Here is a 24,639-nt window from a genome sequence, read left to right on the forward strand (position 1 = left end):
GGCGTTACTTTGCCCGATAGACCGGGGGTGACCGGGCAAAGGATAGCGGGCGATGTGGAAGGCGATGGGCGCTGCGGCGCTGATGATGGCGGCGGGCGCGATGCCGGCTGAAGCGCAGCAGGCGGCTGGCGCGCGTCCGCTGACGCTCGAGCGCGTTTTCGCGAACCCCGCCCTCGATGGTAGCGCGCCGCGCGCGCTGAAGCTCTCGCCCGATGGCCGGCTGGTGACGCTGCTGCGCAACCGTGCGGATGAGAAGGAACGCTACGACCTGTGGGCGATGGACACCGCGACGGGCAAGTGGCGGATGCTGGTCGACAGCAAGAAGGTCGGTACCGGCGCCGCGCTCTCCGAAGCCGAGAAGATGCAGCGCGAGCGGGCACGGATCGGCGATCAGCGCGGGATTGTCGGCTATAACTGGGCGCCCGACGGCAAGTCGATCCTCGTGCCGCTCGACGGCGACCTGTATCTCGCGACGTTGGACGGCAAGGTACGCCGGCTGACGGCGAGCGAGGGTAGCGAGCTCAATCCGGTCATCAGCCCGCTCGGGCGCTTCGCAAGCTTCGTGCGCGATCAGAACCTCGTCGTGGTCGACTTGAGCACGGGCAAGGAGATGAAGGCGACGACCGAAGGCGCGGGGCTGGTCCATTTCGGCGAGGCGGAGTTCGTCGCGCAGGAAGAGATGGAGCGCACCACCGGCTATTGGTGGTCGCCGGACGACCGCCGCATCGCGGTGCAGCGCTTCGACGAAAGCCCGGTCGGCGTGGTCAGCCGCGCGGCGATCGGGGCTGAGGGCACGCGCGTCTACGATCAGCGCTATCCCAAGGCCGGCACGCCCAACGCGTTGGTCGACCTTTATGTCATGAACCCGGACGGCAGCGGGCGGGTGAAGGTCGACCTGGGCAGCGAAACCGACATCTATCTCGCGCGGGTCAACTGGACGCCGGACGGGCGCACGCTACTGGTCCAGCGGCAGAACCGCGCGCAGACCGTGCTCGACATGCTCGCCGTCGATCCCGCCACCGGCAAGTCGCGCATCCTGTTCAGCGAAAAGGCCGCGGCGAAAAGCTGGATCAACCTGTCCGACGCCTATCGTCCGCTCAAGGACGGCAGCCTGATCTGGTGGTCGGAGCGCGACGGCCATGGCCACCTCTATCGCTTCGTCGGCGGCAAATGGACTCAGCTGACCAAGGGCGCGTGGGAAGTCGCCGAACTGGCCGGGGTGGACGAGGCGAGCGGCCGGGTCACCTTCCTCGGCAACAAGGACGGCGCGCTCGAGCGGCATCTGTACACTGTCGATCTGGCCCGGCCTGGGGTCGTGACACGACTGACGGAGCCGGGCTGGTGGCATGGCGCGACCGCCAATGGCAGCGCCAGCCGCATCATCCTCACCCGCTCGAACTCCAGCCAGCCGGGCCAGGTCATGCTGACCGACGCATCGGCCAAGCGCCTGGCCTGGGTAAGCGAAAACAATGTCCAGGGCGATCACCCCTATGCGCCCTATCTGGCCGGCCATCGCGGCAAGCAGTTCGGCACGATCAAGGCGGCGGACGGCAGCGATCTTTATTGGGAGATGATCACGCCGCCGCTCGTGCCGGGCCGCAAATACCCGGTCTTCTTCCAGCATTATGGCGGCCCGCATTCACAGCGGGTGAACAAGGCATGGGGCGGGGCGCTACAGCAATATATCGTCGATCGCGGCTATATCTGGTTCCAGCTCGACAATCGCGGCTCGGCCAATCGCGGCAAGGCGTTCGAGGATCAGCTCTATCAAGCGATGGGCAGTGTCGAGGTGGCAGACCAGCTGGCTGGCGCGAAATACCTGAAGTCGCTCGACTTCGTCGATTCCGCGCGGATCGCGACGTTCGGCTGGTCCTATGGCGGCTATATGACGCTCAAGATGCTGCAGGCGGCGCCCGGCACGTTCGCCGCCGGCATCGCCGGGGCGCCGGTCAGCAAGTGGGAGCTTTACGACACCCATTATACCGAACGCTACATGGGCGATCCGCGCAAGGTGCCCGACGCCTATACCCGTTCGGATACGGTGCAGGACGCCGCGAAGATCAGCGATCCGTTGTTGCTCGTCCACGGCATGGCCGACGACAATGTCGTGCTAGAACATACAACGGTGATGATGGCAAAGATGCAGCAGGCCGCCATACCGTTCGAAGTCATGCTGTACCCCGGTCACACCCATGTCGTGGCCGGGCCGGGCGTCAGCGTCCATTTGTGGAAGACGATCCTCGACTTTACCGATCGGGCAACGGGGGCGACGCCGCCAGCGAAATGATTTGACGCCGAGACATCTCCCCCGCACCTTCGGCGCTCCACGGGGAGCGGGGGCGAGTCGTGACCGAAGACATGAAGCTGGCGCCGCTATCGCGCGGCGCGCGCATCGACGTGCTCGATATACTTCGCGGGATTGCGATCCTGCTGATCTTGTACATGAACATCGGCTTTCAGGCGTCGCCCGTGACTTACCTGATGGGCGATTTCCGGCTGATCGGCTGGACGGCGGCGGATCGCATCACCTGGATCGGTATTGCGACGTTTCTTGAAGGGACGCAGCGCTGCATGCTGGAGTTCCTGTTCGCGGCCGGCTTCATGGTGCTGACGCGGCGCGCGATGAGGCCCGACGGCCCGGTCGCGATCGCCGACCTGCATTATCGCCGCAATTTGTGGCTGTTGGCCTTCGGGCTGATCAACGTGTTTGTGGTCCTGTGGGTGGGCGACATCCTCACCATCTATTCCATCGCCGCGTTGTTCCTGTTCCCGTTCCGCAAGCTGGGGCCGAAGCTGTTGCTGGCGCTTGGCTGCGGGTTTGCGCTGTTCACTGCCGTTACGGGCGCCATCGACTATCGTGAGCGCGTCAATCTGATCGCGAAGGTCGAAGTTGCACAGGCCGCCAGGGCGGCGGGGCAGCCGATCACGGCCGATCAGAGGACGGCGCTCGAGGATTGGCAAAAGCGGCTCGATCGCTGGGACCCCAATCGCCCGCCGGACGAGAAGACGCGCACGTCACTCGAAAAGGAAAGAAAGGGTTATTCGGGCGGATGGTGGAATTATGCCAGCTATCTGTGGGGCGAATGGACGAGCTTCATGGTCGGCAAGGGCTTTCTGCTGATCGCGATCGTCGAGGCGTTCTGTGCCATGCTGATCGGGATCGCGCTATGCAAATGGGGCGTCATCCAGGGGCAGCGCAGCGCCCGCTTCTATGCGCTCGCGACACTGCTTGCCTATGGTTTTGGACTGACCGCGCGGTTCATCGGCGGGCTGGAGGTCACCGCCTTCGCGCCCACGCCCAAGACGATCTGGATCACCGCCGAATTTGCGCGGCTGGCGGTGGGGCTGGGCCACGTGACGCTGATCAACCTGATCGTGAAGACGGCGGCCGGCCGGACGATCCTGTCGCCGTTCAAGGCGGCGGGGCGCACGGCCTTCTCGCTCTATTTCCTCGAACAGATCATCGGCATGCACATTCTGTTCGCGCCCTATGGCCTGAACCTGTGGGCGAAGTTCGGCTGGGCCGATCAATTCTGGATCGCGACGGGCGTAATCGTGCTCTGCTTGGTCGTCGGCAATCTGTGGATGCGCTTCTTCGCCACCGGGCCGCTCGAATGGGCGTGGCGCAGCCTGTCCTACGTCGAATGGCAGCCGTTCCGCCGGCAGCATCAGGCGGCGGCGGCGTGACGACGGGCGGGCGGCTGTGATGGTCGTCAGCTAGCTCGGGGTGGGTTTTCACCCCGCTGGGCTGGGCGGCTTCGCCAAGCCCAGCGGTCGGGGACGCGCGTGCCATGGCCGGCGCCGAAGCGGGTGGCTGAAGCGAGCAGTTGAACCAGCCGACGCTTGGCCAGCAGGCGGGAATGCTGTATCGGGGGGCAACCATCAAACGCCGCCGCGCCGCGCTTGACAGCGGGCGTGCGACTCCATATTTGGCGCCTCTTCCGAAACCCGTCTGTCCGGCAACGCTTTCTGGCGTGTGCCGCGCATATGCGTTCCGGGAGTCAACGCGACGAGATGGGGTTTGCTGCCATGCACGCCCCGTGGAGCTGGGAGAACAAAGTTCATGGCACGTATTGCGGGCGTCAACCTGCCCACCAACAAGCGCGTTCTGATCGCGCTTCAGTATATCCACGGCATCGGCCCGGCCAAGGCCAAGGCAATCACCGAAAAGCTCGGCATCACCATCGAGCGCCGCGTTCAGGACCTGACCGATCAGGAAGTCCTGCAGATCCGTGAGACGATCGACGCCGACCACACGGTCGAAGGTGACCTTCGCCGCGAAACCGCGATGAACATCAAGCGCCTGATGGACCTGGCCTGCTATCGCGGCCTGCGTCATCGCAAGGGGCTGCCGGTTCGCGGTCAGCGCACGCATACCAATGCGCGTACCCGCAAGGGCAAGGCAAAGCCGATCGCTGGCAAGAAGAAGTAAGCCGCTGGGCTGCGCTCGTTCGCAGCCCGCCTGCTTCGATTTTCGAAGGATTACTGAATAATGGCACAAGCACCACAGCGTCTTCGCCGTCGCGAGCGCAAGAACATCACGGCCGGCGTCGCCCATGTGAACGCCAGCTTCAACAACACCATGATCACCATCACGGACGCACAGGGCAATGCGATCAGCTGGTCGTCGGCCGGCATGATGGGCTTCAAGGGCTCGCGCAAGTCGACCCCGTATGCCGCGCAGGTCGCCGCCGAGGACGCAGGCCGCAAGGCTGCCGAGCATGGCGTGCGCACGCTTGAAGTCGAGGTGAAGGGTCCCGGTTCGGGTCGTGAGAGCGCGCTTCGCGCCCTTCAGGCCGTCGGCTTCCAGATCACCTCGATCCGCGACGTGACCTCGATCCCGCACAATGGTGTGCGCCCGAGCAAGCGCCGCCGCGTCTGATCTGACTTCCGCTTGGCCTCGCAGCTCGGGAAGCCGGGTCCGGAGGGCAAGCGGCTCCAATCCTGGCGGGACCGACCTTCGTGTCCCGCCCAACTCAGGGGAAGCCTGTGTCTGTCAACGCAAAGAACTGGCAGGAACTTAAGAAGCCGAACGGCCTTGAGAAAAAGGGCGGTGACGGCAAGCGGAAGGCGACCTTCGTCGCGGAACCGCTGGAGCGCGGCTTCGGCCTGACGCTCGGCAACGCGCTGCGCCGCGTTTTGCTCTCGTCGCTGCAGGGTGCGGCGGTGACCTCGATCAAGATCGAAAACGTGCTTCACGAATTCTCGTCGCTCGCCGGCGTGCGTGAGGACGTGACCGATCTCGTGCTCAATGTGAAGCAGATCGCGCTGCGCATGCAGGGCGAGGGCGCCAAGCGCCTTCAGCTGAGCGCAACGGGTCCGGCCGAAGTCAAGGCCGGCGACATTGCCGTGTCGGGCGACATCGAAGTGATGAACCCCGAACTGGTGCTGTGCCATCTCGACGACGGCGCGACGCTGAACATGGAACTGACCGCGGACACCGGCAAGGGCTATGTCCCCGCCGCCGCCAACCGCCCGGCCGATGCGCCGATCGGCCTCATTCCGGTCGACGCGCTGTATTCGCCGGTGCGCCAGGTCAGCTACAAGGTCGAGAACACCCGCGTCGGGCAGGAGCTCGACTATGACAAGCTCAGCCTCTCGATCGAGACCGACGGCACCGTGACCCCGGAAGATGCGCTGGCCTATGCCGCACGCATCCTTCAGGACCAGCTGGCGCTGTTCGTGCACTTCGACGACAGCGCGATCACCCGTTCGGCCCCGATCGGCGTTGCTGCGCCGGCTGCTGGCGGTGCGGAAGCGGGCGCGGGCGACACCGCGACGATCAACCGCTACCTGCTCAAGAAGGTGGACGAACTCGAGCTGTCGGTCCGTTCGGCCAACTGCCTCAAGAACGACAACATCATCTATATCGGCGATCTGGTCCAGAAGACCGAAGCCGAGATGCTGCGCACGCCGAACTTCGGCCGCAAGTCCTTGAACGAGATCAAGGAAGTGCTGTCGTCGATGGGCCTGCGCCTCGGCATGGAAATCCCGGGCTGGCCGCCTGAGAATATCGAAGAGATGGCCAAGAAGCTCGAGCAGGAGATTATGGGTTAAGCTGCACCGGATTAGCGCAAGCTAATCCGGAGACGGCGCCAACCCGGACGGCGGGTCGCAGAACCCGTCCGACGCCGTGGCTTTGCCACGGCGGGCCTCCTGGAAGAAGGGTCGATGGGCAGCCACCCCAAGTGCTGCCTGCTCCGGGGTACCTGACACGGCCCCCGAACGAACTGAAAGGAAATACCTATGCGCCATAAGTACGGCGGTCGTAAGCTTCAGCGCACCTCGGCCCATCGCGCCGCGCTGTTCCGCAACATGTCGGCTGCGCTCATCAAGCACGAGCAGATCCTCACCACCGTCGCCAAGGCGAAGGAACTGCGTCCCTATGTCGAAAAGCTGGTCACGCTGGCGAAGAAGGGCGGCCTTTCCAACCGTCGTCTCGCGCATGCCCGCCTGCTCGACGACGCGCAGTTGGTGAAGCTGTTCGACACGCTGGCCACCCGCTATGCGGACCGCAACGGCGGCTATACCCGCATCATCAAGGCAGGCCCGCGTGCGTCGGACGCTTCGCCCATGGCCTATATCGAGTTCGTCGATCGCGACATGTCGGCCAAGGGGCAGGATTCGGGTCCGGTGATGACCGACGAGGATTTCGATCAGGCTGCCTAGGCGCGATCGATCCAGTGCAAGGGGGCGGTGGCAGCGATGCCGCCGCCCTTTTTGTTTCGACCCTGCAAGAATTGCTGATCCTTGGCGCCGCCCGCCAATTCCCATCTTGCTGTCGCCAGGATGAACGGCGGATTCGCGTCGATTTCCAAGTCTGGCACGAGCCGTGCAGCATTGCGCGGCAGGAGGACGTGATGAAGCGCACCAACAATCTAGCCAGCGCGATCGCGGTCGGCTTCGCGACGCTGCCGCTCATGATCATGAGCTGGGTCAGCTATGCGACCGCGGCGACGGTGCTCGGCTGAGCCAGCCCGCGCCGCTCGGTCCTTGACCGCCGCCGACACGGCAATAGGGTGCAGCGATCCCGTTTCAGGAGAAACCAATGCGTCGCGCGCCGCTCCTTGCTCTGCCTCTGCTCTTTGCTGCCCCTCACGCCTTCGCCAATCCGGAGTCGCCGACGACCATGACTGCCCCGATCACCTATCCCGAAACCCGGCGTGTCGAGGTCGTCGAGGAACAGTTCGGCCAGAAGGTCGCCGATCCCTATCGCTGGCTCGAGAACGATGTGCGCAGCGACAAGGAAGTCGCCGCCTGGGTCGAGGCGCAGAACAAGGTGACCAACGCCTATCTGGCGACGCTGCCCGGACGGCAGGTGTTCAAGAACCGCATCAAGCAGCTGTTCGATTATGAACGCTATGGCGTGCCGCAGCACAAGGGCACACGCTATTTCTACAGCCATAACAGCGGGCTTCAGAACCAGGCGGTGCTGTGGGTGCGCGACAGCCTGAACGGGCCGGGCCGCGTGCTGATCGACCCGAATGGCTGGGCCAAGGACGGTGCGACCGCGCTCAGCGAGTGGGTGCCCTCGCATGACGGCAATCGCCTCGTCTATGGCATCCAGGATGGCGGCACCGACTGGCGCACGATCAAGGTGCTCGATGTCGCCACCGGCAAGACGCTGGACGATGAAGTCAAATGGGTGAAGTTCAGCAACCTCTCCTGGGCCAGGGACGGCAGCGGCTTCTACTACAGCCGCTTCCCCGAACCGGCGCAGGGCCAGGCGTTCCAGGCGCTGAATGAGAACCAGGCGATCTACTTTCACTGCATCGGCACGCCGCAGAGCGCCGACACGCTGATCTATGCGACGCCCGCCACGCCAAAGCGCGGCCATTTCGCGCAAGTCACCGACGACGGCAACTGGCTGGTCATCACCACCAGCGAAGGCACCGACGACCGCTACGAGATCACGCTGCTCGACCTCAAGACGCCGGGCGCAAAGCCGCGCACGCTGATCAAGGGGCTGGAAAACAACTGGAGCCTCGCCGGCAATGTCGGCAGCAAATTCTACTGGACGACCAACAAGGGCGCGCCGCGCATGAAGCTGGTCGCGATGGACGTCGCTGCGGCCGATCCGGTGGCGACCGACGTGGTGGCCGAGGACAAGGCGACGCTGCAGAGCGCGGGCATCGTCGGCGGCCAGCTGCTGCTCGGCTATATGGTTGACGCCAGGGACGAGCTGCGCCGCTTTTCACTCGACGGCAAGCCGATCGGCCCGGTCGCGCTTCCCGGCATCGGCAGCGTCGCGGGGTTCACCGGCGACCCCGACCGGACCGAGGCATTCTACGCCTATACCAGCTTCAACGCGCCGACGACGGTCTATCGCTATGACATGAAGACGGGGCAGGCGACCGCATGGGCAACGCCGAAGGTCGCGTTCGATCCTGCGCGGTACAGCGTCGAACAGCGCTTCTTCAGCTCGAAGGACGGGACGAAGGTTCCGATGTTCATCGTCAAGCGCAAGGACGTGACCGGCCCGGCGCCCACGCTGATGTGGGGCTATGGCGGGTTCAACGTGCCCTATGGCCCGGCCTTTTCCGCCGCGCGGCTTGCCTGGATGGAGCAGGGCGGGGTGTTCGTGCTCGCCAACATTCGCGGCGGCGGCGAATATGGGAAGGCGTGGCACGACGGCGGTCGCCTCGCGAACAAGCAGAATGTGTTCGACGACTTTATCGGCGCCGGCGAATATCTGATCGCTCAGGGGATTACGAAGAAGGACGGGCTTGCGATCCAGGGCGGCTCGAACGGCGGGCTGCTGGTCGGCGCGGTCGTCAATCAGCGCCCCGACCTGTTCGCTGCTGCCCTGCCGGCGGTGGGCGTCATGGACATGCTGCGCTTCGATCGCTGGACCGCAGGCCGTTACTGGGTCGACGATTATGGCTATCCCTCGAAGGAAGCCGACTGGAAGATCCTGCGCGCCTACTCGCCCTATCACAACATTGCGTCCGGCAAGACCTATCCGGCGATCTTGGCGACGACAGCCGACACCGACGATCGCGTGGTGCCGGGTCATACCTTCAAATACACCGCGGCGCTGCAGGCGACGGACATCGGGCCTCGGCCGCACCTCGTCCGGATCGAGACTCGCGCAGGCCACGGCTCGGGCAAGCCGACCGACAAGGTGATCGAGGAGACGTCCGATCTCTATGCCTTCGCGGCCAAGTGGACCGGGCTGGAGGTCAAGCCAGTCCAATAGGGGCAGGGGGCGGCGTCAGCCCGGCTGAGCGCCGCCCCGCCCGAACAAGCGCGCCGCCCTCTCGGCGGCAAGGAACGCCAGAAACGGATAGATGGCGAAGCTGTAGCGCGGCATCGGCTGAAAGATTGCGTACAGCGCAACGGTGACGCCGATATAGATTGCCGGCAACCAGTAGCGGCGCCGGCCCGCGGCAAGTGCCAGGACGAGTGCCGCGATCCCCAGCAGCTGGACGAGCGAGATCATTCCGGCGCGAAGGCTGCGCGCGCCTTCCCACCCGGTGAAGTACATCTGCCACGCGCGCGGCGCGATCATCTCCCCCGCATGGCCCAGCCACAGTCGGGCAAAGCCGCCGGGATTGGCGGCGATCCACGCCTTGGCGGTCGAGGCAAGCTGCCGCGAGTAGGCGACTTCACCGTGCGCCTGCACCTGCGTTCGGGCCGCCGCGCTGGCGGCTGGATGCACTTGGCTCAGCCGCTCGTGAAACACCGATGCCGGGTCACGATCGGTCAGGGCGGCAGAATGGTTCGCGATGGCCAGCTCCAGGCCAAAGTTGCTGCGGGTCAGGACCGGTTCGCCCAGCATGGCTGCATTGCGCAACGCCCAGGGCGCGAACGCGAGCACGAGTGCGCCAAGCGTCCCGCCCGCCAGCAAGGCGCTTTGCCGCAGGGACAGCCGCCGCAGGGCGACGATTGCCCAGCAAGCGCCGATCGCGACGCCGGCGGGCGGCGAGACGAAGCAGGTGAGGGCAAACAGCGCCGCAATCGCGATCCACTCGCCGCGCTTCAACCCGCGACGCTCGGCAACTTCGATCATGACCAGCAGGTTCGCCGCGACCAGGCACAGGGCGCTGGCGCCTTCCCAATAACGGAAGTCGACCGTCTCCTGCGGCATGAACGGCGCGCCGAGCAGCAGCAGCACGCTGCCCCAGCGAAGCGCCCGCGGATCGGCGCCGAGCCGCGCGAATACCGCGCGCACCAGCAGATAGCCGCACAGGACCTGCGCCAGCGACCAGGCCAGCAGGATCAGGTGAGCGGCACTTCCGGCCGGATCGAACAGGCGAAGCACGCCGCCCGCAATTGCCGGGTTGAGCGGCATGAGATGTGCCGTTGCGCCCTGGCCGGCATGATAGGCATCGCCGGCCAAGCCGTTCTGCGCGATCGACAGCGCCACCCGCGTCGCCTCCGACGCCTCCAGAAATCCGTCCAGGCCGCCATGCACCGCATACAGCCACGCGAGCCGGATGAGCAGAAAGCCCGCGACGAGCCAGACCAGGAAGCGCCGCTCGGCGTGCTCCGGTTCGTTCATCAGCCTCGTCAGGTGAGGCATCGGTCAGCGGCGTCCGCAGTCATGGCAGCCAAAGGCATAGGTGATCCGTCAGCTTGCGCAACGATGGAGGTGGATTGCGTCAGCGGCCGATGCACCACGCAGCGAGCGGACCGGAACAAAAAAAGATCGTTCTACTCTTGTTCCAACAGAACAAATGCTATACGAAAATCCAACAGCGGCCCGGACATGGGCGTTGAACGACGGCAGCAAAGCCTTTAGCGACGGAGACTTCTCATGGCAGCTTCCCTCAAGGTGATCGACGGAAACATGGCGATTTCTTCCGACAAGCAGAAGGCGCTCGACGCCGCACTGGCGCAGATCGACCGCGCCTTCGGCAAGGGCAGCGCGATGAAGCTCGGCTCGAAGGAGGCGATGCAGGTCGAGGCGATCTCGACCGGTTCGCTCGGGCTCGACATTGCGCTCGGCGTCGGCGGACTGCCGCGCGGGCGCGTGATCGAAGTTTATGGCCCGGAAAGCTCGGGCAAGACCACGCTGGCGCTGCACGTGATTGCCGAGGCGCAGAAGAATGGCGGCACCGCAGCCTTCGTCGATGCCGAACACGCGCTCGATCCGGTTTATGCCAAGAAGCTCGGCGTCAACATCGACGAATTGATCGTGTCGCAGCCCGACACCGGTGAGCAGGCGCTCGAGATCACTGACACGCTGGTCCGCTCGAATGCGATCGACGTGCTGGTGGTCGATTCGGTCGCGGCGCTCGTTCCCCGCGCGGAAATCGAGGGTGAGATGGGCGACAGCCATGTCGGCCTGCAGGCGCGCCTGATGTCGCAGTCGCTGCGCAAGCTCACTGGCTCGATCAGCCGCTCGCGCTGCATGGTGATCTTCATCAACCAGCTGCGCATGAAGATCGGCGTGATGTACGGCAACCCGGAGACGACGACCGGCGGCAATGCGCTGAAGTTCTACGCTTCGGTCCGTCTCGACATCCGCCGCACCGGCCAGATCAAGGACCGCGACGACATCATCGGCAACGCGACTCGGGTGAAGGTCGTGAAGAACAAGGTCGCGCCGCCGTTCAAGCAGGTCGAATTCGACATCATGTATGGCGAGGGCATTTCGAAGATCGGCGAGATTCTCGACATCGGCGTCAAGGCCGGGCTGGTCGAGAAGGCGGGCGCCTGGTTCTCCTACGACAGCATCCGCATCGGTCAGGGGCGTGAGAATGCCAAGACCTTCCTCAAGGAAAATCCGGAAGTCTGCGAGCGGCTTGAAAAGGCAATCCGCCAGCGGACCGAAAAGGTCGCCGAAGAGATGATGGTCGGCCCCGGCGAGGACGACGGCGAGGATTGAAGTCGCTTTTGGGCCGCGCCGCGTCCGATCGGGCCGGCGGCGGTCACGGGACCTGTTCCCATCGGAAGACCCGGCGTGCCTGCGCCGGGTCTTTCATTTTGGTGCGTTCCCCGGCACCTTCATGGACGATGTTCGCCACGTTTGAACCGGGGGCCACGCATGATCACCGTCCACCATCTCGAAAATTCGCGATCCCAGCGCGTGCTCTGGCTGCTCGAGGAACTGGGCCTTGCTTACCGCATCCGGCGCTATGAGCGGAACAAGTCGACAATGCTCGCGCCGCCCGAATTGCGCGCCGTCCACCCGCTGGGCAAGTCGCCGGTGATCGAGGATGACGAAGCCGCCGGCGGGCAGGGCCGCACCGTGGCGGAAACCGGCGCGATCATCGAGTATCTGGTGGAGAAGGCGGATGGTAGGCTCGGCGCGCCGGCGCATCGCGACGCCGTCCTGCGCTACCGCCACTTCCTGCACTATGCGGAGGGCTCACTGATGCCGCCGTTGCTGGTAAAGCTCGTGCTCGCCCGCGTGCCGCTGCTCGGGCGTACGGCGCAGAAGAAGATCCAGCCGATGATCGACGTGCATCTCGACTATGTCGAGGGGCACCTCGCAGCCCATCCGTGGTTCGCCGGCGACGCGTTCACCGCCGCCGACGTGATGATGAGCTTTCCGCTGGAAGCCGCGCGAAGCCGTGCCGGCTTGGATCGCTCGCGGCCCGCGACGATCGCATGGCTCGACAAGATCCACGCGCGGCCCGCGTATCGGGCCGCATTGCAAGCCGGCGGCCCGTACGCTTACGCCTAGACGTTCCTGAAACTCTGTTCGTCCACCGCCGGGCCAGTGCCGCTGGGCGCGCGCGGTGGCTCGATCTCGGCCGGTTCGACCGGGTCGAGCCGTCCGCCTTCCCATTTCGCCACGACGGCGCTCGCCACCGCATTGCCGACGACGTTGGTCGCGGACCGCCCCATGTCTAGGAAGTGGTCAATGCCCAGGATCAACAGCAGCCCGGCCTCCGGAATGTCGAAGAAGCCGAGCGTCGCGGCGATCACGACCAGGCTGGCGCGCGGCACGCCGGCGATCCCCTTGCTGGTGATCATCAGCACCAGCAGCATCGTGATTTCCTGCCCCAGCGTCAGATCGATGCCATAGGCCTGCGCAATGAAGATCGTCGCGAAGGTCATGTAGATCATCGAGCCGTCCAGGTTGAAGCTGTACCCCAGCGGCAGCACGAAGCTGGCAATTCGCGGCGGCACGCCGAACCGGTCGAGCGCCTCGAGCGTCCGCGGGTACGCCGCTTCCGACGACGCGGTGGAGAAGGCGAGCAACAGCGGATCGCGGATATAGCGCACCAGCAAGCTGGTACGCTTGCCGACGATCAGGAAGCACACGCCGATCAGCAGCGCCCACAGCAGCAGCATCGCAAGGTAGAAGGTGCCCATGAAATAGGCGAGATTGCCGATGATCGCAGGGCCGCGCTCCGCCAGCGTGCCAGCGACCGCCGCAAACACCGCGAACGGGGCAAAGCGCATGACGTAGTTGGTCACCTGGAGCATCACATGCACCAGCGCCTCGACCGCGCTGACCAGCGGCTTGGCCTTTTCGCCAACCGCAGTGATCGCGACGCCGATGAACAGCGAGAAGATGACGATCTGCAGGATTTCGTTCTTTGCCATCGCCTCGATGCCGGAGGCGGGGAAGACGTGCGTGAAGAAGTCCTTGAGGTTGAACGCCGCCTTCTCGACGCCGCTCGCCGCATCGGCCGGCGGCAGGGCGAAGTTGAGCCCGACGCCCGGCTGGAACAGGTTGACCAGGATGAGCCCGAGCGTGAGCGAGACCAGGCTGGCGCAGATGAACCACCCCACAGCGCGCCCGCCGACCCGGCCCAAGGCGGCCGTGTCGCCCATATGCGCGACGCCGGCGACCAGCGTGGCGAACACCAGCGGCGCGATGATCATCTTGATCAACCGCAGGAAGATGGTCGTGACGATCGAGAAATAGCCGGCGATGGTAGCGAGTTGCGCTTCAGCCGCGGCAGCGTCGGCACCATAATTGTTGCGAACGCCATAGTGGAGCGCGAGGCCGAGGGTCGCGCCGGCGACCAGCGCGATCAGGATGAAGGTCGTCAGTCTCTTGGCCATTAAGCCCCCCTTTGCCCGCCTAGTCAGGGGATTGCAGGGCGCGGGTCAAGGGCCGTATCGCTTGTCAGCATGATGTTTTCCCGCCGATCGCTGCTGACCGCTGCCGCCGCCATTCCGCTTGCGACCCGTTCGGGTGTGCTACGCGCCGCCGAGGCCGACCTTTCAGCGCTCGAGCCGATCGTGGGCGATGCGGTGCCGATCGGGCCGGCGGAACGGCGCGGGCGGCTGGCGCGAGCCCAGGCCCTGATGAAGGCGAACGGCATCGGTGCGGTGCTGATCGAACCGGGAGCGAGCCTGCTCTACTTCACCGGCGTGCGCTGGGGACGGAGCGAGAGACTGACCGCGGCCGTGATCCCGGTGGAAGGCGAGCCGCTGATCGTCACGCCGTTCTTCGAGGAACCGTCGGTGCGCGAATCGCTTGCCATATCGGCGGAGGTGCGGGTGTGGCAGGAGCATGAAAGCCCGTTTGCGCTGATTGCCGGGTGGCTGCGCGAAAAGAAGCTGGCGACCGGCTGGATCGGGATCGAGGAGACAGTCCGGCACTTTGCCGTGGATGGACTCCTGAAGGCGCTGCCCGGTGCCAAGCTGGTCTCGGCCAACCCGGTCGTGCGGGGATGCCGCATGATCAAGACGGCGGCCGAACTTGCCTTGATGCAGAAGGCGGCGGATGTGACCATGGCGGCCTATCGCTGGACCTATCCAAGGATCGAAGCGGGCATGACCCCGCAGGATATCGGCACGTTGATGAGTGCCGCGACACGCGCACTGGGTGGTCAGGTGGCGTTCAACCTCATCCTGCTGGGCGAAGCCTCCGCCTATCCGCACGGCACCGGCAAGCCGCAGAAGGTCGCACCGGGTGAAGTGGTGCTGATGGACTGCGGCGCGGTCGTACACGGGTACGAAAGCGACATCAGCCGCACCTTCGTTCATGGCGCGCCCAATGCCGAGCAAAGGCGGGTGTGGGGCCATGTGCGTGCGGGGCAGCAGCGTGCGTTTGCCGCTGCAAGGCTGGGCGTGCCGGCGGGCAGCGTCGACGATGCGGTGCGCGGCTGGTACGCGACGCTGGGCTATGGTCCGGACTATCGACTGCCGGGCCTGTCGCACCGCACCGGGCACGGCATCGGCATGGACGGGCACGAGCCGGTGAACCTGGTGCGGGGCGAGACGACGAAGCTGGCGCCGGGCATGTGCTTCTCGAACGAGCCAGGCCTGTACCTGCCCGGCAAGTTCGGCGTTCGCCTTGAGGACTGCTTTCACATGACCGCGGACGGCCCGAAATGGTTCAGCGTGCCGCCGAAGTCGATCGAGGAGCCGATCGGGTGAAACGAACTCCCCTGTTTGCAGCGCTTCTCTTCATCGGGTGTGCGGATGCGGCTAACCTAGATGCGGCGTTGATGGACAAGATTGAAGCAAGTGTCTTGATGCCTGCCGAGGCACAAGGTCTCGATCATTATGCAAGATATTATGGCCGCGATCGCGACGGTTCAGTGCGTGGCGTGTTCACTTACCCGTTTGCCGCAAACTCGTCCGATGCTCAGTGTGAGGAACTCGGAAAGGGCATTATCCCGTGCGAAGAGCCGAAGCTGCCTTATCCAATGTTGGAAGCGGGCGAGCGAATGTGGCTGAAGCGCGGCGAAGATCTGCCCGGCATCAGCGATGGCCGCTGTTCCGTGATTGAGTTCACCATACCGCCGGAGGTGGTCGCACGTCCGGACCAACGATGGCGGATCAAGTTGCAGTGCAACGGGCGCTAGCGGAACCCGGTTAGCCCTGATCGCACCGTTTCGCTTGAGCGAACGCGCGCGTGTCCCTAAGTCGGCGCGATGACCTCGACCAACGATATTCGCCGCAGCTTCCTCGACTATTTCGAGAAGAACGGACACGCGCGCGTGCAATCCGCGCCGCTGGTGCCGCAGAACGATCCGACGCTGATGTTCGTCAACGCGGGCATGGTGCCGTTCAAGAACGTGTTCACCGGGCTCGAGACGCGGCCGTACAAGACCGCGACCTCTTCGCAGAAGTGCGTCCGCGCCGGGGGCAAGCATAACGACCTGGACAATGTCGGCTACACCGCGCGGCATCACACCTTCTTCGAGATGCTCGGCAACTTCTCTTTCGGCGACTATTTCAAGGAGCAGGCGATCACGCACGCGTGGACGCTGCTGACGAAGGAGTGGGGCCTATCGCCCGAGCGGCTGACGGCGACGGTCTATCACACCGACGACCAGGCCTTCGAGCTGTGGAAGAAGATCGCCGGCCTGCCCGAGGCGCGTATCATCCGCATCGCGACCAAGGACAATTTCTGGGCGATGGGGTCGGACGGACCGTGCGGGCCGTGCTCGGAGATCTTTTACGACCATGGCGAGCATATCTGGGGCGGCCCGCCCGGATCGCCGGAGGAAGATGGCGACCGCTTCGTCGAAATCTGGAACCTCGTTTTCATGCAGTATCTGCAGGAGAATGACGAAATCGTCGGCGACCTTCCGAGGCCGAGCATCGATACCGGCATGGGGCTGGAGCGCGTCGCGGCGGTGTTGCAGGGCGTCACCGACAATTACGATACCGACACATTCAAGGCGCTGATCGCCGAGAGCGGCGCATTGACCGGTGCATCGACCACCGGCGACAATCAGGCGAGCCATCGTGTGATCGCCGACCACCTTCGCTCATCGGGCTTCCTGGTGGCGGACGGCGTGCTGCCGGCCAACGAAGGGCGCGGTTATGTGCTGCGCCGGATCATGCGCCGTGCGATGCGGCACGCCCATATCCTGGGCGCCAGGGAGCCGTTGATGCACCGCATGGTGCCTTCGCTGGTCGCCGAAATGGGTGCGGCATTCCCCGAGCTGGTGCGCGCGCAGCCACTGATCGAAGCGACCTTGCTGCAGGAGGAGACGCGCTTCCGCCAGACGCTGGCCAACGGCCTGAAGCTGCTGGACGAGGCGACGAGCGGCATGGGTGAGGGCGATACGCTGCCCGGCGAGACGGCGTTCAAGCTCTATGACACCTACGGCTTCCCCTATGACCTGACTGAGGATGCATTGCGGCCGCAGGGCATGGCAGTGGATCGCGCCGGCTTCGACGCGGCGATGGCGCAGCAGAAGGCTGCAGCGCGTGCCGCGTGGAAGGGCAGCGGGGCCAAGGCGTCGGACGATGTGTGGTTCGACATCGCCGAAGAACTGGGGAGCACCGAATTCATCGGCTATGCCGCGACCGAGGGCGAAGGGCAGGTTGTCGCGATCGTCAAGGATGGCGCACGCGTCGACCAGGCCGGGCAGGGGGACGAGGTTGTCATCCTGACCAACCAGACGCCGTTCTATGGCGAAAGCGGCGGTCAGGCTGGGGACGCCGGCACGATCGGCAACGCCGAGGCCGAAGCGATCGTCAGCGATACATCGAAGCCGCTTGGCCGGCTGCATGCGCATCAGGCGACGCTGGTGCGTGGCGAGATCAGAGTCGGCGACACCGTGAAGCTGTCGGTCGACGCGGCGCGGCGCGACGCGATCCGCGCCAACCATTCGGCGACGCATCTGCTGCATGCGGCGCTGCGCAACCGCCTGGGCGGGCATGTCACGCAGAAGGGATCGCTAGTTGCGGCGGACCGGCTGCGCTTCGACTTTTCCCATCCTTCGGCCTTGAGCGCGCAAGAGATCGCGACCGTCGAGGCGGACGTGAACGCCGAAATCCGCGCCAACGAGGCGGTCGGCACGCGGTTGATGACCCCGGACGATGCAATCGCGGCGGGCGCGATGGCGCTGTTCGGCGAGAAATATGGCGACGAGGTGCGCGTGCTGTCGATGGGACGGCTGACCGACAAACATTACTCGGTCGAGCTGTGCGGCGGTACGCATGTCAACGCGACCGGCGACATCGCGATTTTCAAGATCGTAAGCGAGAGCGCGGTGTCGAGCGGCGTGCGCCGGATCGAGGCGCTGACCGGTGAGGCGGCGCGGCTGTGGCTGGCGGATCGTGACGCCAAGCTGCGTGAGGCAGCGGCGGCGTTGAAGACTTCGCCTGACGACGTTCCGGCCCGCATTGTCAGCCTGGTCGAGGAGCGCCGAAGGCTGGAGCGGGAACTGGCGGAAGCGAAGAAGGCGCTGGCGCTCGGCGGCGGGGGCGGCACGGCAACGTCGGCCGGGCCGGAGCAGATCGGCGGTGTCAACTTTGTCGGGCAGATTCTGGATGGGCTGGATCCAAAGGCGCTGCGAGGCGCTGTGGATGAGGCAAAGGCGCGGATCGGTTCAGCTGTGGTAGCTTTTGTCGCGGTAAATGAAGGGCGTGCAGCGATTGCGGTTGGCGTCACCGACGACCTGACCGCTCGCCTGAGCGCAGTCGAGTTGGTCAAGCGTGGTGTCGCCGCGCTGGGCGGGCAAGGCGGCGGCGGGCGGCCTGACATGGCGCAGGGTGGCGGACCCGACGGCAGCAATGCCGCGGCCGCGCTCGACGCCGTCAAGGGGGCGCTGACCGAGGAGAAAGAAGCTGCGTAACCGTTTCGCAATGGCCGCTCTCGCAGCGGCTCTGATTACCGCCCCCGGCGTTTCGGCGCAGGGCAAGCTGCCCCCCTATCCGGACGCGCTGCGTTGCGCGGGGCTGACATCGGCTGCCAATAATATCGGCAAGGGGACGAAGGAATCCTCGCAGCTGTTCGATCACCTGATCTTCTGGAGCATGACCGCGGCCGATGCCGGACGTGCGGCGGGCAAGAACGCAAGGCAGGTGGATGCCGATACCAGCCGTGAAGCCACGGCGGCCGAGGCACGGCTGCGCGCGCAGGATGGCGGCACCTCGGCGGCGCTGGCCGACTGCGTCCGCCGCGTGACGCCGCTCGACAAGTAAGATCGGGAGAGCCCGCATGCGTCGCCGCACCTTCGTTGCCACCGTTGGTGCGGGGGCACTGACCGGTGCCTTTCCAGCATTGGCGGCGCAAGCCACGGCCGGGGCCGATGACGCAAAGCTTCGTGCGGCATTGGACCGCATCTTTGCCGACCGGTTGGCGGACAATCCGGAGGGCGCGACGGCATTGGGGCTGGATACCGGTGCCAATGCCGGGCTGAAGTCTCGCTTGTCCGGGCGAAGCGCGGCGGATGATGCGCGCAGCCTGGCCCGGGCACGCCGCGAATTGGCGGAGGTCCGCGCCTTTGCCCCGGAAAAGCTTGGCGAAGCGGCGCGGCTTGATCGTGAAGTGGTGCTGTACCAGCTCGAGCGGAGCATCGCCGCCAGTACGACATTCGACTATGGTGACAATGGCGGGCGCTTCGTGCCCTACCGGCTGAGCCAGCTGAGCGGCGCGTACAAGGACGTGCCGGATCTCCTGGACGGGCAGCATCGCGTGAAGGATGCCAGCGACGCCGAGGCATATCTCGCGCGGATCGAGGCGTTTGCGCGCGTGCTGGACCAGGAGACCGAGCGACAGCGCGCCGACGCGGCCAAAGGCGTGTTCGCGCCGGATTACATCCTGGATACGTCGCTCAAGCAATATGCGGCGCTGCGCGATCGGCCGGCGGCGCAGACCGGGCTGGTGACGGGGCTTGCCGCCAAGCTTAAGGCGGCGAACCTGCCCGCCGATCATGCCGCGCGCGCGGCAGCGATCGTGGAGCGGCATGTATATCCGGCACTGGACCGGCAGCGTGCGTTGCTGATGCAATTGCGCGCGAAGGCGGGCCACGACGCGGGCGTCTGGCGGTTGCCCGATGGCGAGGCCTATTATGCTGCGGCGGCCGAAGCGGCAACGACGACGCGGCTGACCGGCGACGAGATCCACCGGCTGGGCCTTGAGCAAGTGGCGCAGATCAGCGGGCGGATCGACGCGATCCTGAAAGCGCAGGGGATGAGCCAGGGTAGCGTTGGCGCCCGGCTGGTCGCGCTGAATGAGCGGCCCGATCAGCTGTTTCCCAATACCGATGTCGGGCGCGAGGCGTTGCTGGCCGAACTCAACAAGCAAATCCGCGCGATGGACAAACGGTTACCCGAGCAGTTCGCGACGCTGCCCAAGGCGCCGGTCGAAGTGCGTCGCGTGCCCCCCGCGATCGAGGCCGGGTCGCCGGGCGGCTATTATCAGGCCGCGACGCTGGATGGCGCGCGTCCTGGTATTTACTACATCAACCTGCGCGACACCTTCGATCGGCCCAAATTCGGGCTTGCGACACTGACTCATCACGAAGCGACGCCGGGCCATCATCTGCAGGTGATGCTGGCCCTTGAGTCGCAGGACATTCCGCTGATCCGACGGCGTGGCGGCTTCAGCGCCTATAGCGAGGGCTGGGCGCTTTATACCGAGCAGCTCGCCGATGAGATGGGAATGTTCGAAGGCGATCCGTTGGGCCAAGTGGGATATCTTCAGTCGCTGCTGTTCCGCGCAACTCGGCTGGTCGTGGACAGCGGGCTGCATGCCAAGCGCTGGAGTCGCGAAAAGGCGACCGATTATTTCATCGCGACTACGGGCATCGCGCGCGGGCGCAGCCAGGGTGAGATCGACCGGTATACCGTCTGGCCGGGTCAGGCGTGCAGCTACAAGATCGGCCACACCATGTGGGTGAAGCTGCGTGACGAGGCGAAGGCGAAGGCTGGCGCCAAGTGGGACCCGCGGCAGTTCCATGAGGTGCTGCGCAAAGGCGCAATGCCGCTGTCGGTGCTGGAACGTGTGGTGCGCGCGCAGTACGCCTAGGCTTCGGCCTGACGCACGCGCCGAATACGTGGCTCCCGGTCGAGGTTGGCTGCGGCCTTGATCGTCCGTCGCATTTCATCGCGCTTCTCATGGATCGATGCGATGACTGGCCCGACCGCTACGCCGAGGTCGACGAGTACGGCCTCGGATAGCTGAAGCGAGCTTTCAAGCGTTTCGGGCACCGCGTCGGTCGCGCCGGCCTTATAGAGTTCGGCGGCATGCTGCGCGTCGCGCGCGCGTGCGATGATCGGAATGCCCGGAACCCAGCTGCGCACGCGCCGGGTCAGGCGGACGGTCAGCACCGGATCGTCCATCGTCAGGATCAGCGCATCCGCATGGCCAAGGTTGAGCCGGTCGACCAGTTCACTGCGCGATACGTCGCCGAACATGACGCTGTATCCTTCGCGCCTCGCGGTGGCGACGCCATCGATATCGGCATCGACCGCGATATAAGGCTTGCCATGCGCGTGCAGCATGTCGGCGACAGTGCGGCCGACGCGGCCAAAGCCGATGATGACGGTGCCGCCGATCGTGACCTCACTCGTTTCTGGCGTACGGTGCTGGTCACGGGCTTCGAGCCGCCGCGCGACCGCTTTCCCGGCCTGGGCCAGCAGCGGGGTGATCGTGAGACCGATCGCCGTGACCGTGGTCCAGAAGGCGGCGGTCGAGGGCTGGATCAGCCCGGCGGTTGCAGCGACGCCGAGGACGATCAGGGTGGTTTCCGATGGGCTGGCCATCAGCACGCCGGCCTCGGTCGCTGTCCCGGTGCGCGCGCCAGACAGCTTGAGCAGCGCGACGGTGACGCCGACCTTCACCGCCATCACGCCCAGGATTGCGGCGAGCAGCGTCGCCCAGTCGTGTAGCACCATCCGCAGGTCGAGCCGCATGCCCACAGTGATCAGGAACACACCGAGTGCCAGTCCCTTGAACGGCGCGGTGATGACTTCCACCTCGCTATGATATTCGGTTTCCGCGATCAGCAGCCCGGCGAGCAGCGCGCCGACGATCGGCGAGAGGCCGACTGCGGTGGTGGCCATGCTGGCCACGATGACGACGAGCAGGCTGGCGGCAAGGAACAGTTCGGGCGACTTGGTTCGCGCCGCCTGACCGAACATGCGCGGCAGGATGAAGCGCCCGCCGATGAACAGGATGGCGACGACAATCCCGCCACGGCCGAGCGTTCCGACCAAATCGCTCCAGCCGGCGTCCGCTGCGGCGGGAGCGAGCGCACCGAGCATGAATACGATCGGCACCAGCGCGAGATCCTCGAACAGCAGCATGGCGAAGGCCGACTTGCCGACCGGGCTGGTCGTGCCGGCGATCGGCAGCACCAGTGCGGTCGATGAGAGCGCGAGGGCGAGGCCGAGGCCAAGCGCGCCGGCCCAGTTCTGCCCCATCGCGAAAAGGCCGCCACCGATCAGCAGCGCGGCGCCAAGGAGTTCGGCCGCGCCGACGCCGAATACCAGGCCGCGCATCGACCACAGGCGCCGAAACGAAAGCTCGAGCCCGATCGAGAACAGCAGCAGGATGATGCCGAATTCGGCGAAGGGTTCGATCGAATGCGGGTCGGTGATCGTCAGATAATAGAGCCACGGCGCGCGATCGACGAGCTGGCCAAGACCCGCCGGCCCGACGAGCGCGCCGACCAGGATGAACCCGATCACGGGGCTGATCCGGAAGCGCGCGAAGGCAGGGATGACGAGGCCCGCAGCGCCTAGGATCACCAATGCATCGCTGAAGCCGCTATTTGTCAGGTCGAGAGCCATGACCTAGTTGTAACGGGCTGCGAAACGATTTGTCATCGGTGAAGCGGGCTGGGGAGCGATAAATCGTCGGGGCAAATAAAAAGCCGCGGTCCGTGGACCGCGGCTTCTTTGGTTTTCAGCGAGGCTCAGCTTAGTTCCAGTTGGCCATTTCCGCCTCGAGGTTCTCGCGGATCGCTTCGAAGAACTGCTCGGTCGTCATCCACGGCTGGTCCGGCCCGATCAGCAGCGCGAGATCCTTGGTCATCTTGCCGCTTTCGACGGTCTCGATGCAGACGCGCTCCAACGTCTCGGCGAACTTCACCACGTCGGGCGTGTCGTCGAACTTGCCGCGGAACTTGAGGCCGCCGGTCCAGGCGAAGATCGACGCGATCGGGTTGGTCGAGGTCGCCTTGCCCTGCTGATGCTGGCGATAGTGGCGGGTGACGGTGCCGTGCGCGGCCTCCGCCTCGACGGTCTTGCCGTCCGGCGAAAGCAGGACCGAGGTCATGAGGCCAAGCGAGCCGAAGCCCTGCGCGACCTGATCCGACTGGACGTCGCCATCATAGTTCTTGCACGCCCACACGAACTCGCCGCTCCACTTGAGCGCCGAGGCGACCATGTCGTCGATCAGGCGGTGCTCATAGACGATGCCGGCTTCCTTGAACTTTTCGGCGAAGCCCTCGGTCTCGAACACTTCCTGGAACAGGTCCTTGAAGCGGCCGTCATAGGCCTTGAGGATCGTGTTCTTGGTCGAGAGATAGACCGGCCATTTGAGGTTCAGGCCGTAGTTGAACGAGGCGCGGGCGAAATCGCGGATCGAATCGTCCAGATTGTACATCGCCATCGCAACGCCCGAGCCGGGGAAGTTGAAGACTTCGCGGTCGATGACCTGGCCGTCCTCGCCCTCGAACACCAAGCGTAGCTTGCCTGGACCAGGGACCTTGATGTCGGTCGCGCGGTACTGGTCGCCGAATGCGTGACGGCCGACGACGATCGGCTTGGTCCAGCCGGGGATCAGACGAGGCACGTTGCTGATGACGATCGGCTCGCGGAAGACCACGCCGCCCAGGATGTTGCGGATCGTGCCGTTGGGCGACTTCCACATCTCCTTGAGGTTGAACTCCTCGACGCGCTGCTCGTCGGGCGTAATCGTGGCGCACTTCACGCCGACGCCATATTCCTTGATCGCGTTGGCGCTATCGATCGTGATCTGGTCGTTGGTCTCGTCGCGCTTCTCGACGCCCAGATCGTAATATTTGAGGTCGATGTCGAGGTAAGGCTTGATCAGGCGTTCACGGATCCATTCCCAGATGATCCGCGTCATTTCGTCGCCGTCGATCTCCACGACGGGCGTCTTCACCTTGATCTTCGCCATGCTGTCTTCCTGTTTCGTGTGGGAGGTTTGCGCGCGGCTCTAGGAGGAAGGCGCGGGAGGATCAAGCGGCCAAGCAACCAGCCGCCGCTGTCGCGACAACGCACTAGCGCGTATCGCAGGCCATGGCTAAAGCCTTGGCATGGCTTCACTCGACACCCCGCCGCACACCAACCCGCCGGTTTCGACCACTACCGTCAAATGGCGCTTCCCGTCGGTCCATCCGGAGGGCCGCAAATATGTGATGATCTCGGCGGCGCTGACGCTGCTCGCTTATGTCATCCTGGAGGAACTGGGCTTCCTGATGGTCGGCGTAACGATCTGGGTCGCGTCCTTTTTCCGCGATCCGATCCGCGTCACCCCGCAAGGCGAGGGGCTGATTGTTTCGCCCGCCGACGGCCTGGTCACGATGATCGAGCGCGTGCCGGTGCCGCGCGAGATCGCCGGGGCGGAGGGATTGAACGAAGCGAGCCGGATACGCGTTTCGATCTTCATGAGCGTGTTCGACGTCCATATCAATCGCACGCCCGTTGCCGGCACGATCCGGCAGGTCGTCTATATCGCCGGCAAGTTCCTGAACGCGGACCTCGACAAGGCGAGCGAGGAGAATGAGCGCCAGCATTTCGTGATGGAGACGCGCGACGGCACGCGGATCGGTTTCACGCAGATCGCGGGGCTGGTCGCACGCCGCATCGTGACGTTCGTGAAGCCGGGCGACATGCTCGTCGCGGGGCAGCGCTTCGGCCTTATCCGCTTCGGCAGCCGCTTGGACGTGTTCCTGCCTGACGATTATGCGCCGCAGGTCGCGCTGGGTCAGCGTTGCCTGGCCGGCGAGACGATCGTCGGCATGAAGGGCGCTGCCGCTGCCGCCGGCGTTGCGCAATGAGGTTTCG

At 65.1% G+C, this 24,639-nt stretch carries 20 protein-coding genes; 15 read left to right on the plus strand and 5 right to left on the minus strand.

Annotated features, from left to right (window positions below; genetic code table 11):
• Positions 1–52 precede the first annotated feature (52 nt).
• The 6 genes from BFL28_RS18420 to rplQ all read left to right on the plus strand — a co-directional run bounded on the left by BFL28_RS18420 (position 53) and on the right by rplQ (position 6,669).
• Positions 53–2,287 carry a S9 family peptidase gene (locus tag BFL28_RS18420; protein WP_069321990.1) on the plus strand — a complete coding sequence of 745 codons (2,235 nt, stop codon included), beginning with the start codon at positions 53–55 and terminating at the stop codon, positions 2,285–2,287.
• 59 nt (positions 2,288–2,346) lie between these two features.
• Entirely contained in the window at positions 2,347–3,687 is a 1,341-nt protein-coding gene (locus tag BFL28_RS18425) for a DUF418 domain-containing protein (protein WP_241527401.1), read from the plus strand.
• A gap of 376 nt (positions 3,688–4,063) precedes the next feature.
• Positions 4,064–4,432 (plus strand): 30S ribosomal protein S13, encoded by a 369-nt coding sequence (gene rpsM / locus BFL28_RS18430; RefSeq protein WP_069321991.1) that lies wholly within the window; start codon positions 4,064–4,066, stop codon positions 4,430–4,432.
• A 60-nt stretch (positions 4,433–4,492) separates the two neighbouring features.
• The gene (gene rpsK / locus BFL28_RS18435) at positions 4,493–4,882 is read left to right on the plus strand and encodes a 30S ribosomal protein S11 (protein WP_066579261.1); all 390 of its coding nucleotides are present in this window, start codon (positions 4,493–4,495) and stop codon (positions 4,880–4,882) included.
• A 107-nt stretch (positions 4,883–4,989) separates the two neighbouring features.
• Complete coding sequence (locus BFL28_RS18440; protein ID WP_069321992.1) at positions 4,990–6,057, plus strand: DNA-directed RNA polymerase subunit alpha; 1,068 nt, start codon at positions 4,990–4,992, stop codon at positions 6,055–6,057.
• Positions 6,058–6,246: 189 nt separating this feature from the next.
• Positions 6,247–6,669 (plus strand): 50S ribosomal protein L17, encoded by a 423-nt coding sequence (gene rplQ, locus BFL28_RS18445; protein ID WP_069321993.1) that lies wholly within the window; start codon positions 6,247–6,249, stop codon positions 6,667–6,669.
• On the opposite strand, the gene BFL28_RS21030 is transcribed toward rplQ, so the two are convergent.
• Entirely contained in the window at positions 6,666–6,818 is a 153-nt protein-coding gene (locus BFL28_RS21030) for a hypothetical protein (RefSeq protein WP_158011684.1), read from the minus strand. The genes rplQ and BFL28_RS21030 overlap by 4 nt on opposite strands.
• A gap of 311 nt (positions 6,819–7,129) precedes the next feature.
• Here BFL28_RS21030 and BFL28_RS18450 point away from each other — a divergent pair, with 311 nt between their 5' ends.
• A complete protein-coding gene (locus BFL28_RS18450; protein ID WP_069322108.1) occupies positions 7,130–9,199 on the plus strand; it encodes a prolyl oligopeptidase family serine peptidase in 2,070 nt (689 codons plus the stop codon).
• A gap of 15 nt (positions 9,200–9,214) precedes the next feature.
• On the opposite strand, the gene BFL28_RS18455 is transcribed toward BFL28_RS18450, so the two are convergent.
• On the minus strand, positions 9,215–10,504 hold the full coding sequence (locus BFL28_RS18455) for a hypothetical protein (protein WP_069321994.1): 1,290 nt from the start codon (positions 10,502–10,504) through the stop codon (positions 9,215–9,217).
• 255 nt (positions 10,505–10,759) lie between these two features.
• Between BFL28_RS18455 and recA the strand changes: the two genes are divergently transcribed.
• Positions 10,760–11,833 carry a recombinase RecA gene (recA, locus tag BFL28_RS18460; RefSeq protein ID WP_069321995.1) on the plus strand — a complete coding sequence of 358 codons (1,074 nt, stop codon included), beginning with the start codon at positions 10,760–10,762 and terminating at the stop codon, positions 11,831–11,833.
• Positions 11,834–11,992: 159 nt separating this feature from the next.
• Complete coding sequence (locus tag BFL28_RS18465; protein ID WP_069321996.1) at positions 11,993–12,634, plus strand: glutathione S-transferase family protein; 642 nt, start codon at positions 11,993–11,995, stop codon at positions 12,632–12,634.
• Here BFL28_RS18465 and BFL28_RS18470 read toward each other — a convergent pair.
• Positions 12,631–13,968, minus strand: coding sequence for a dicarboxylate/amino acid:cation symporter (locus BFL28_RS18470; RefSeq protein WP_069321997.1), 1,338 nt, complete (start codon positions 13,966–13,968; stop codon positions 12,631–12,633). The genes BFL28_RS18465 and BFL28_RS18470 overlap by 4 nt on opposite strands.
• 69 nt (positions 13,969–14,037) lie before the next feature.
• Between BFL28_RS18470 and BFL28_RS18475 the strand changes: the two genes are divergently transcribed.
• From BFL28_RS18475 to BFL28_RS18495, 5 genes are all read left to right on the plus strand, one after another.
• Entirely contained in the window at positions 14,038–15,291 is a 1,254-nt protein-coding gene (locus BFL28_RS18475; RefSeq protein ID WP_069321998.1) for a M24 family metallopeptidase, read from the plus strand.
• Positions 15,288–15,722, plus strand: coding sequence for a hypothetical protein (locus BFL28_RS18480; RefSeq protein WP_131818691.1), 435 nt, complete (start codon positions 15,288–15,290; stop codon positions 15,720–15,722). The genes BFL28_RS18475 and BFL28_RS18480 overlap by 4 nt, the downstream gene beginning before the upstream one ends.
• A gap of 69 nt (positions 15,723–15,791) precedes the next feature.
• A complete protein-coding gene (gene alaS / locus BFL28_RS18485; protein WP_069322000.1) occupies positions 15,792–18,452 on the plus strand; it encodes an alanine--tRNA ligase in 2,661 nt (886 codons plus the stop codon).
• A 10-nt stretch (positions 18,453–18,462) separates the two neighbouring features.
• A complete protein-coding gene (locus BFL28_RS18490; protein ID WP_069322001.1) occupies positions 18,463–18,801 on the plus strand; it encodes a hypothetical protein in 339 nt (112 codons plus the stop codon).
• 16 nt (positions 18,802–18,817) lie between these two features.
• Complete coding sequence (locus BFL28_RS18495) at positions 18,818–20,629, plus strand: DUF885 domain-containing protein (protein ID WP_069322002.1); 1,812 nt, start codon at positions 18,818–18,820, stop codon at positions 20,627–20,629.
• Here the strand turns inward: BFL28_RS18495 and BFL28_RS18500 are convergent.
• Both BFL28_RS18500 and BFL28_RS18505 read right to left on the minus strand, forming a co-directional pair.
• Positions 20,626–22,395, minus strand: a complete 1,770-nt coding sequence (locus tag BFL28_RS18500; RefSeq protein ID WP_069322003.1) for a cation:proton antiporter domain-containing protein — start codon at positions 22,393–22,395, stop codon at positions 20,626–20,628. The genes BFL28_RS18495 and BFL28_RS18500 overlap by 4 nt on opposite strands.
• A 130-nt stretch (positions 22,396–22,525) precedes the next feature.
• Positions 22,526–23,749, minus strand: coding sequence for an NADP-dependent isocitrate dehydrogenase (locus tag BFL28_RS18505; protein WP_069322004.1), 1,224 nt, complete (start codon positions 23,747–23,749; stop codon positions 22,526–22,528).
• 139 nt (positions 23,750–23,888) lie between these two features.
• Here BFL28_RS18505 and BFL28_RS18510 point away from each other — a divergent pair, with 139 nt between their 5' ends.
• Positions 23,889–24,632 carry a phosphatidylserine decarboxylase gene (locus tag BFL28_RS18510; RefSeq protein ID WP_069322005.1) on the plus strand — a complete coding sequence of 248 codons (744 nt, stop codon included), beginning with the start codon at positions 23,889–23,891 and terminating at the stop codon, positions 24,630–24,632.
• Positions 24,633–24,639: the final 7 nt, after the last annotated feature.

It is taken from the genome of Sphingomonas turrisvirgatae (assembly GCF_001721295.1).
Taxonomy (GTDB): Bacteria; Pseudomonadota; Alphaproteobacteria; order Sphingomonadales; family Sphingomonadaceae; genus Sphingomonas; species Sphingomonas turrisvirgatae.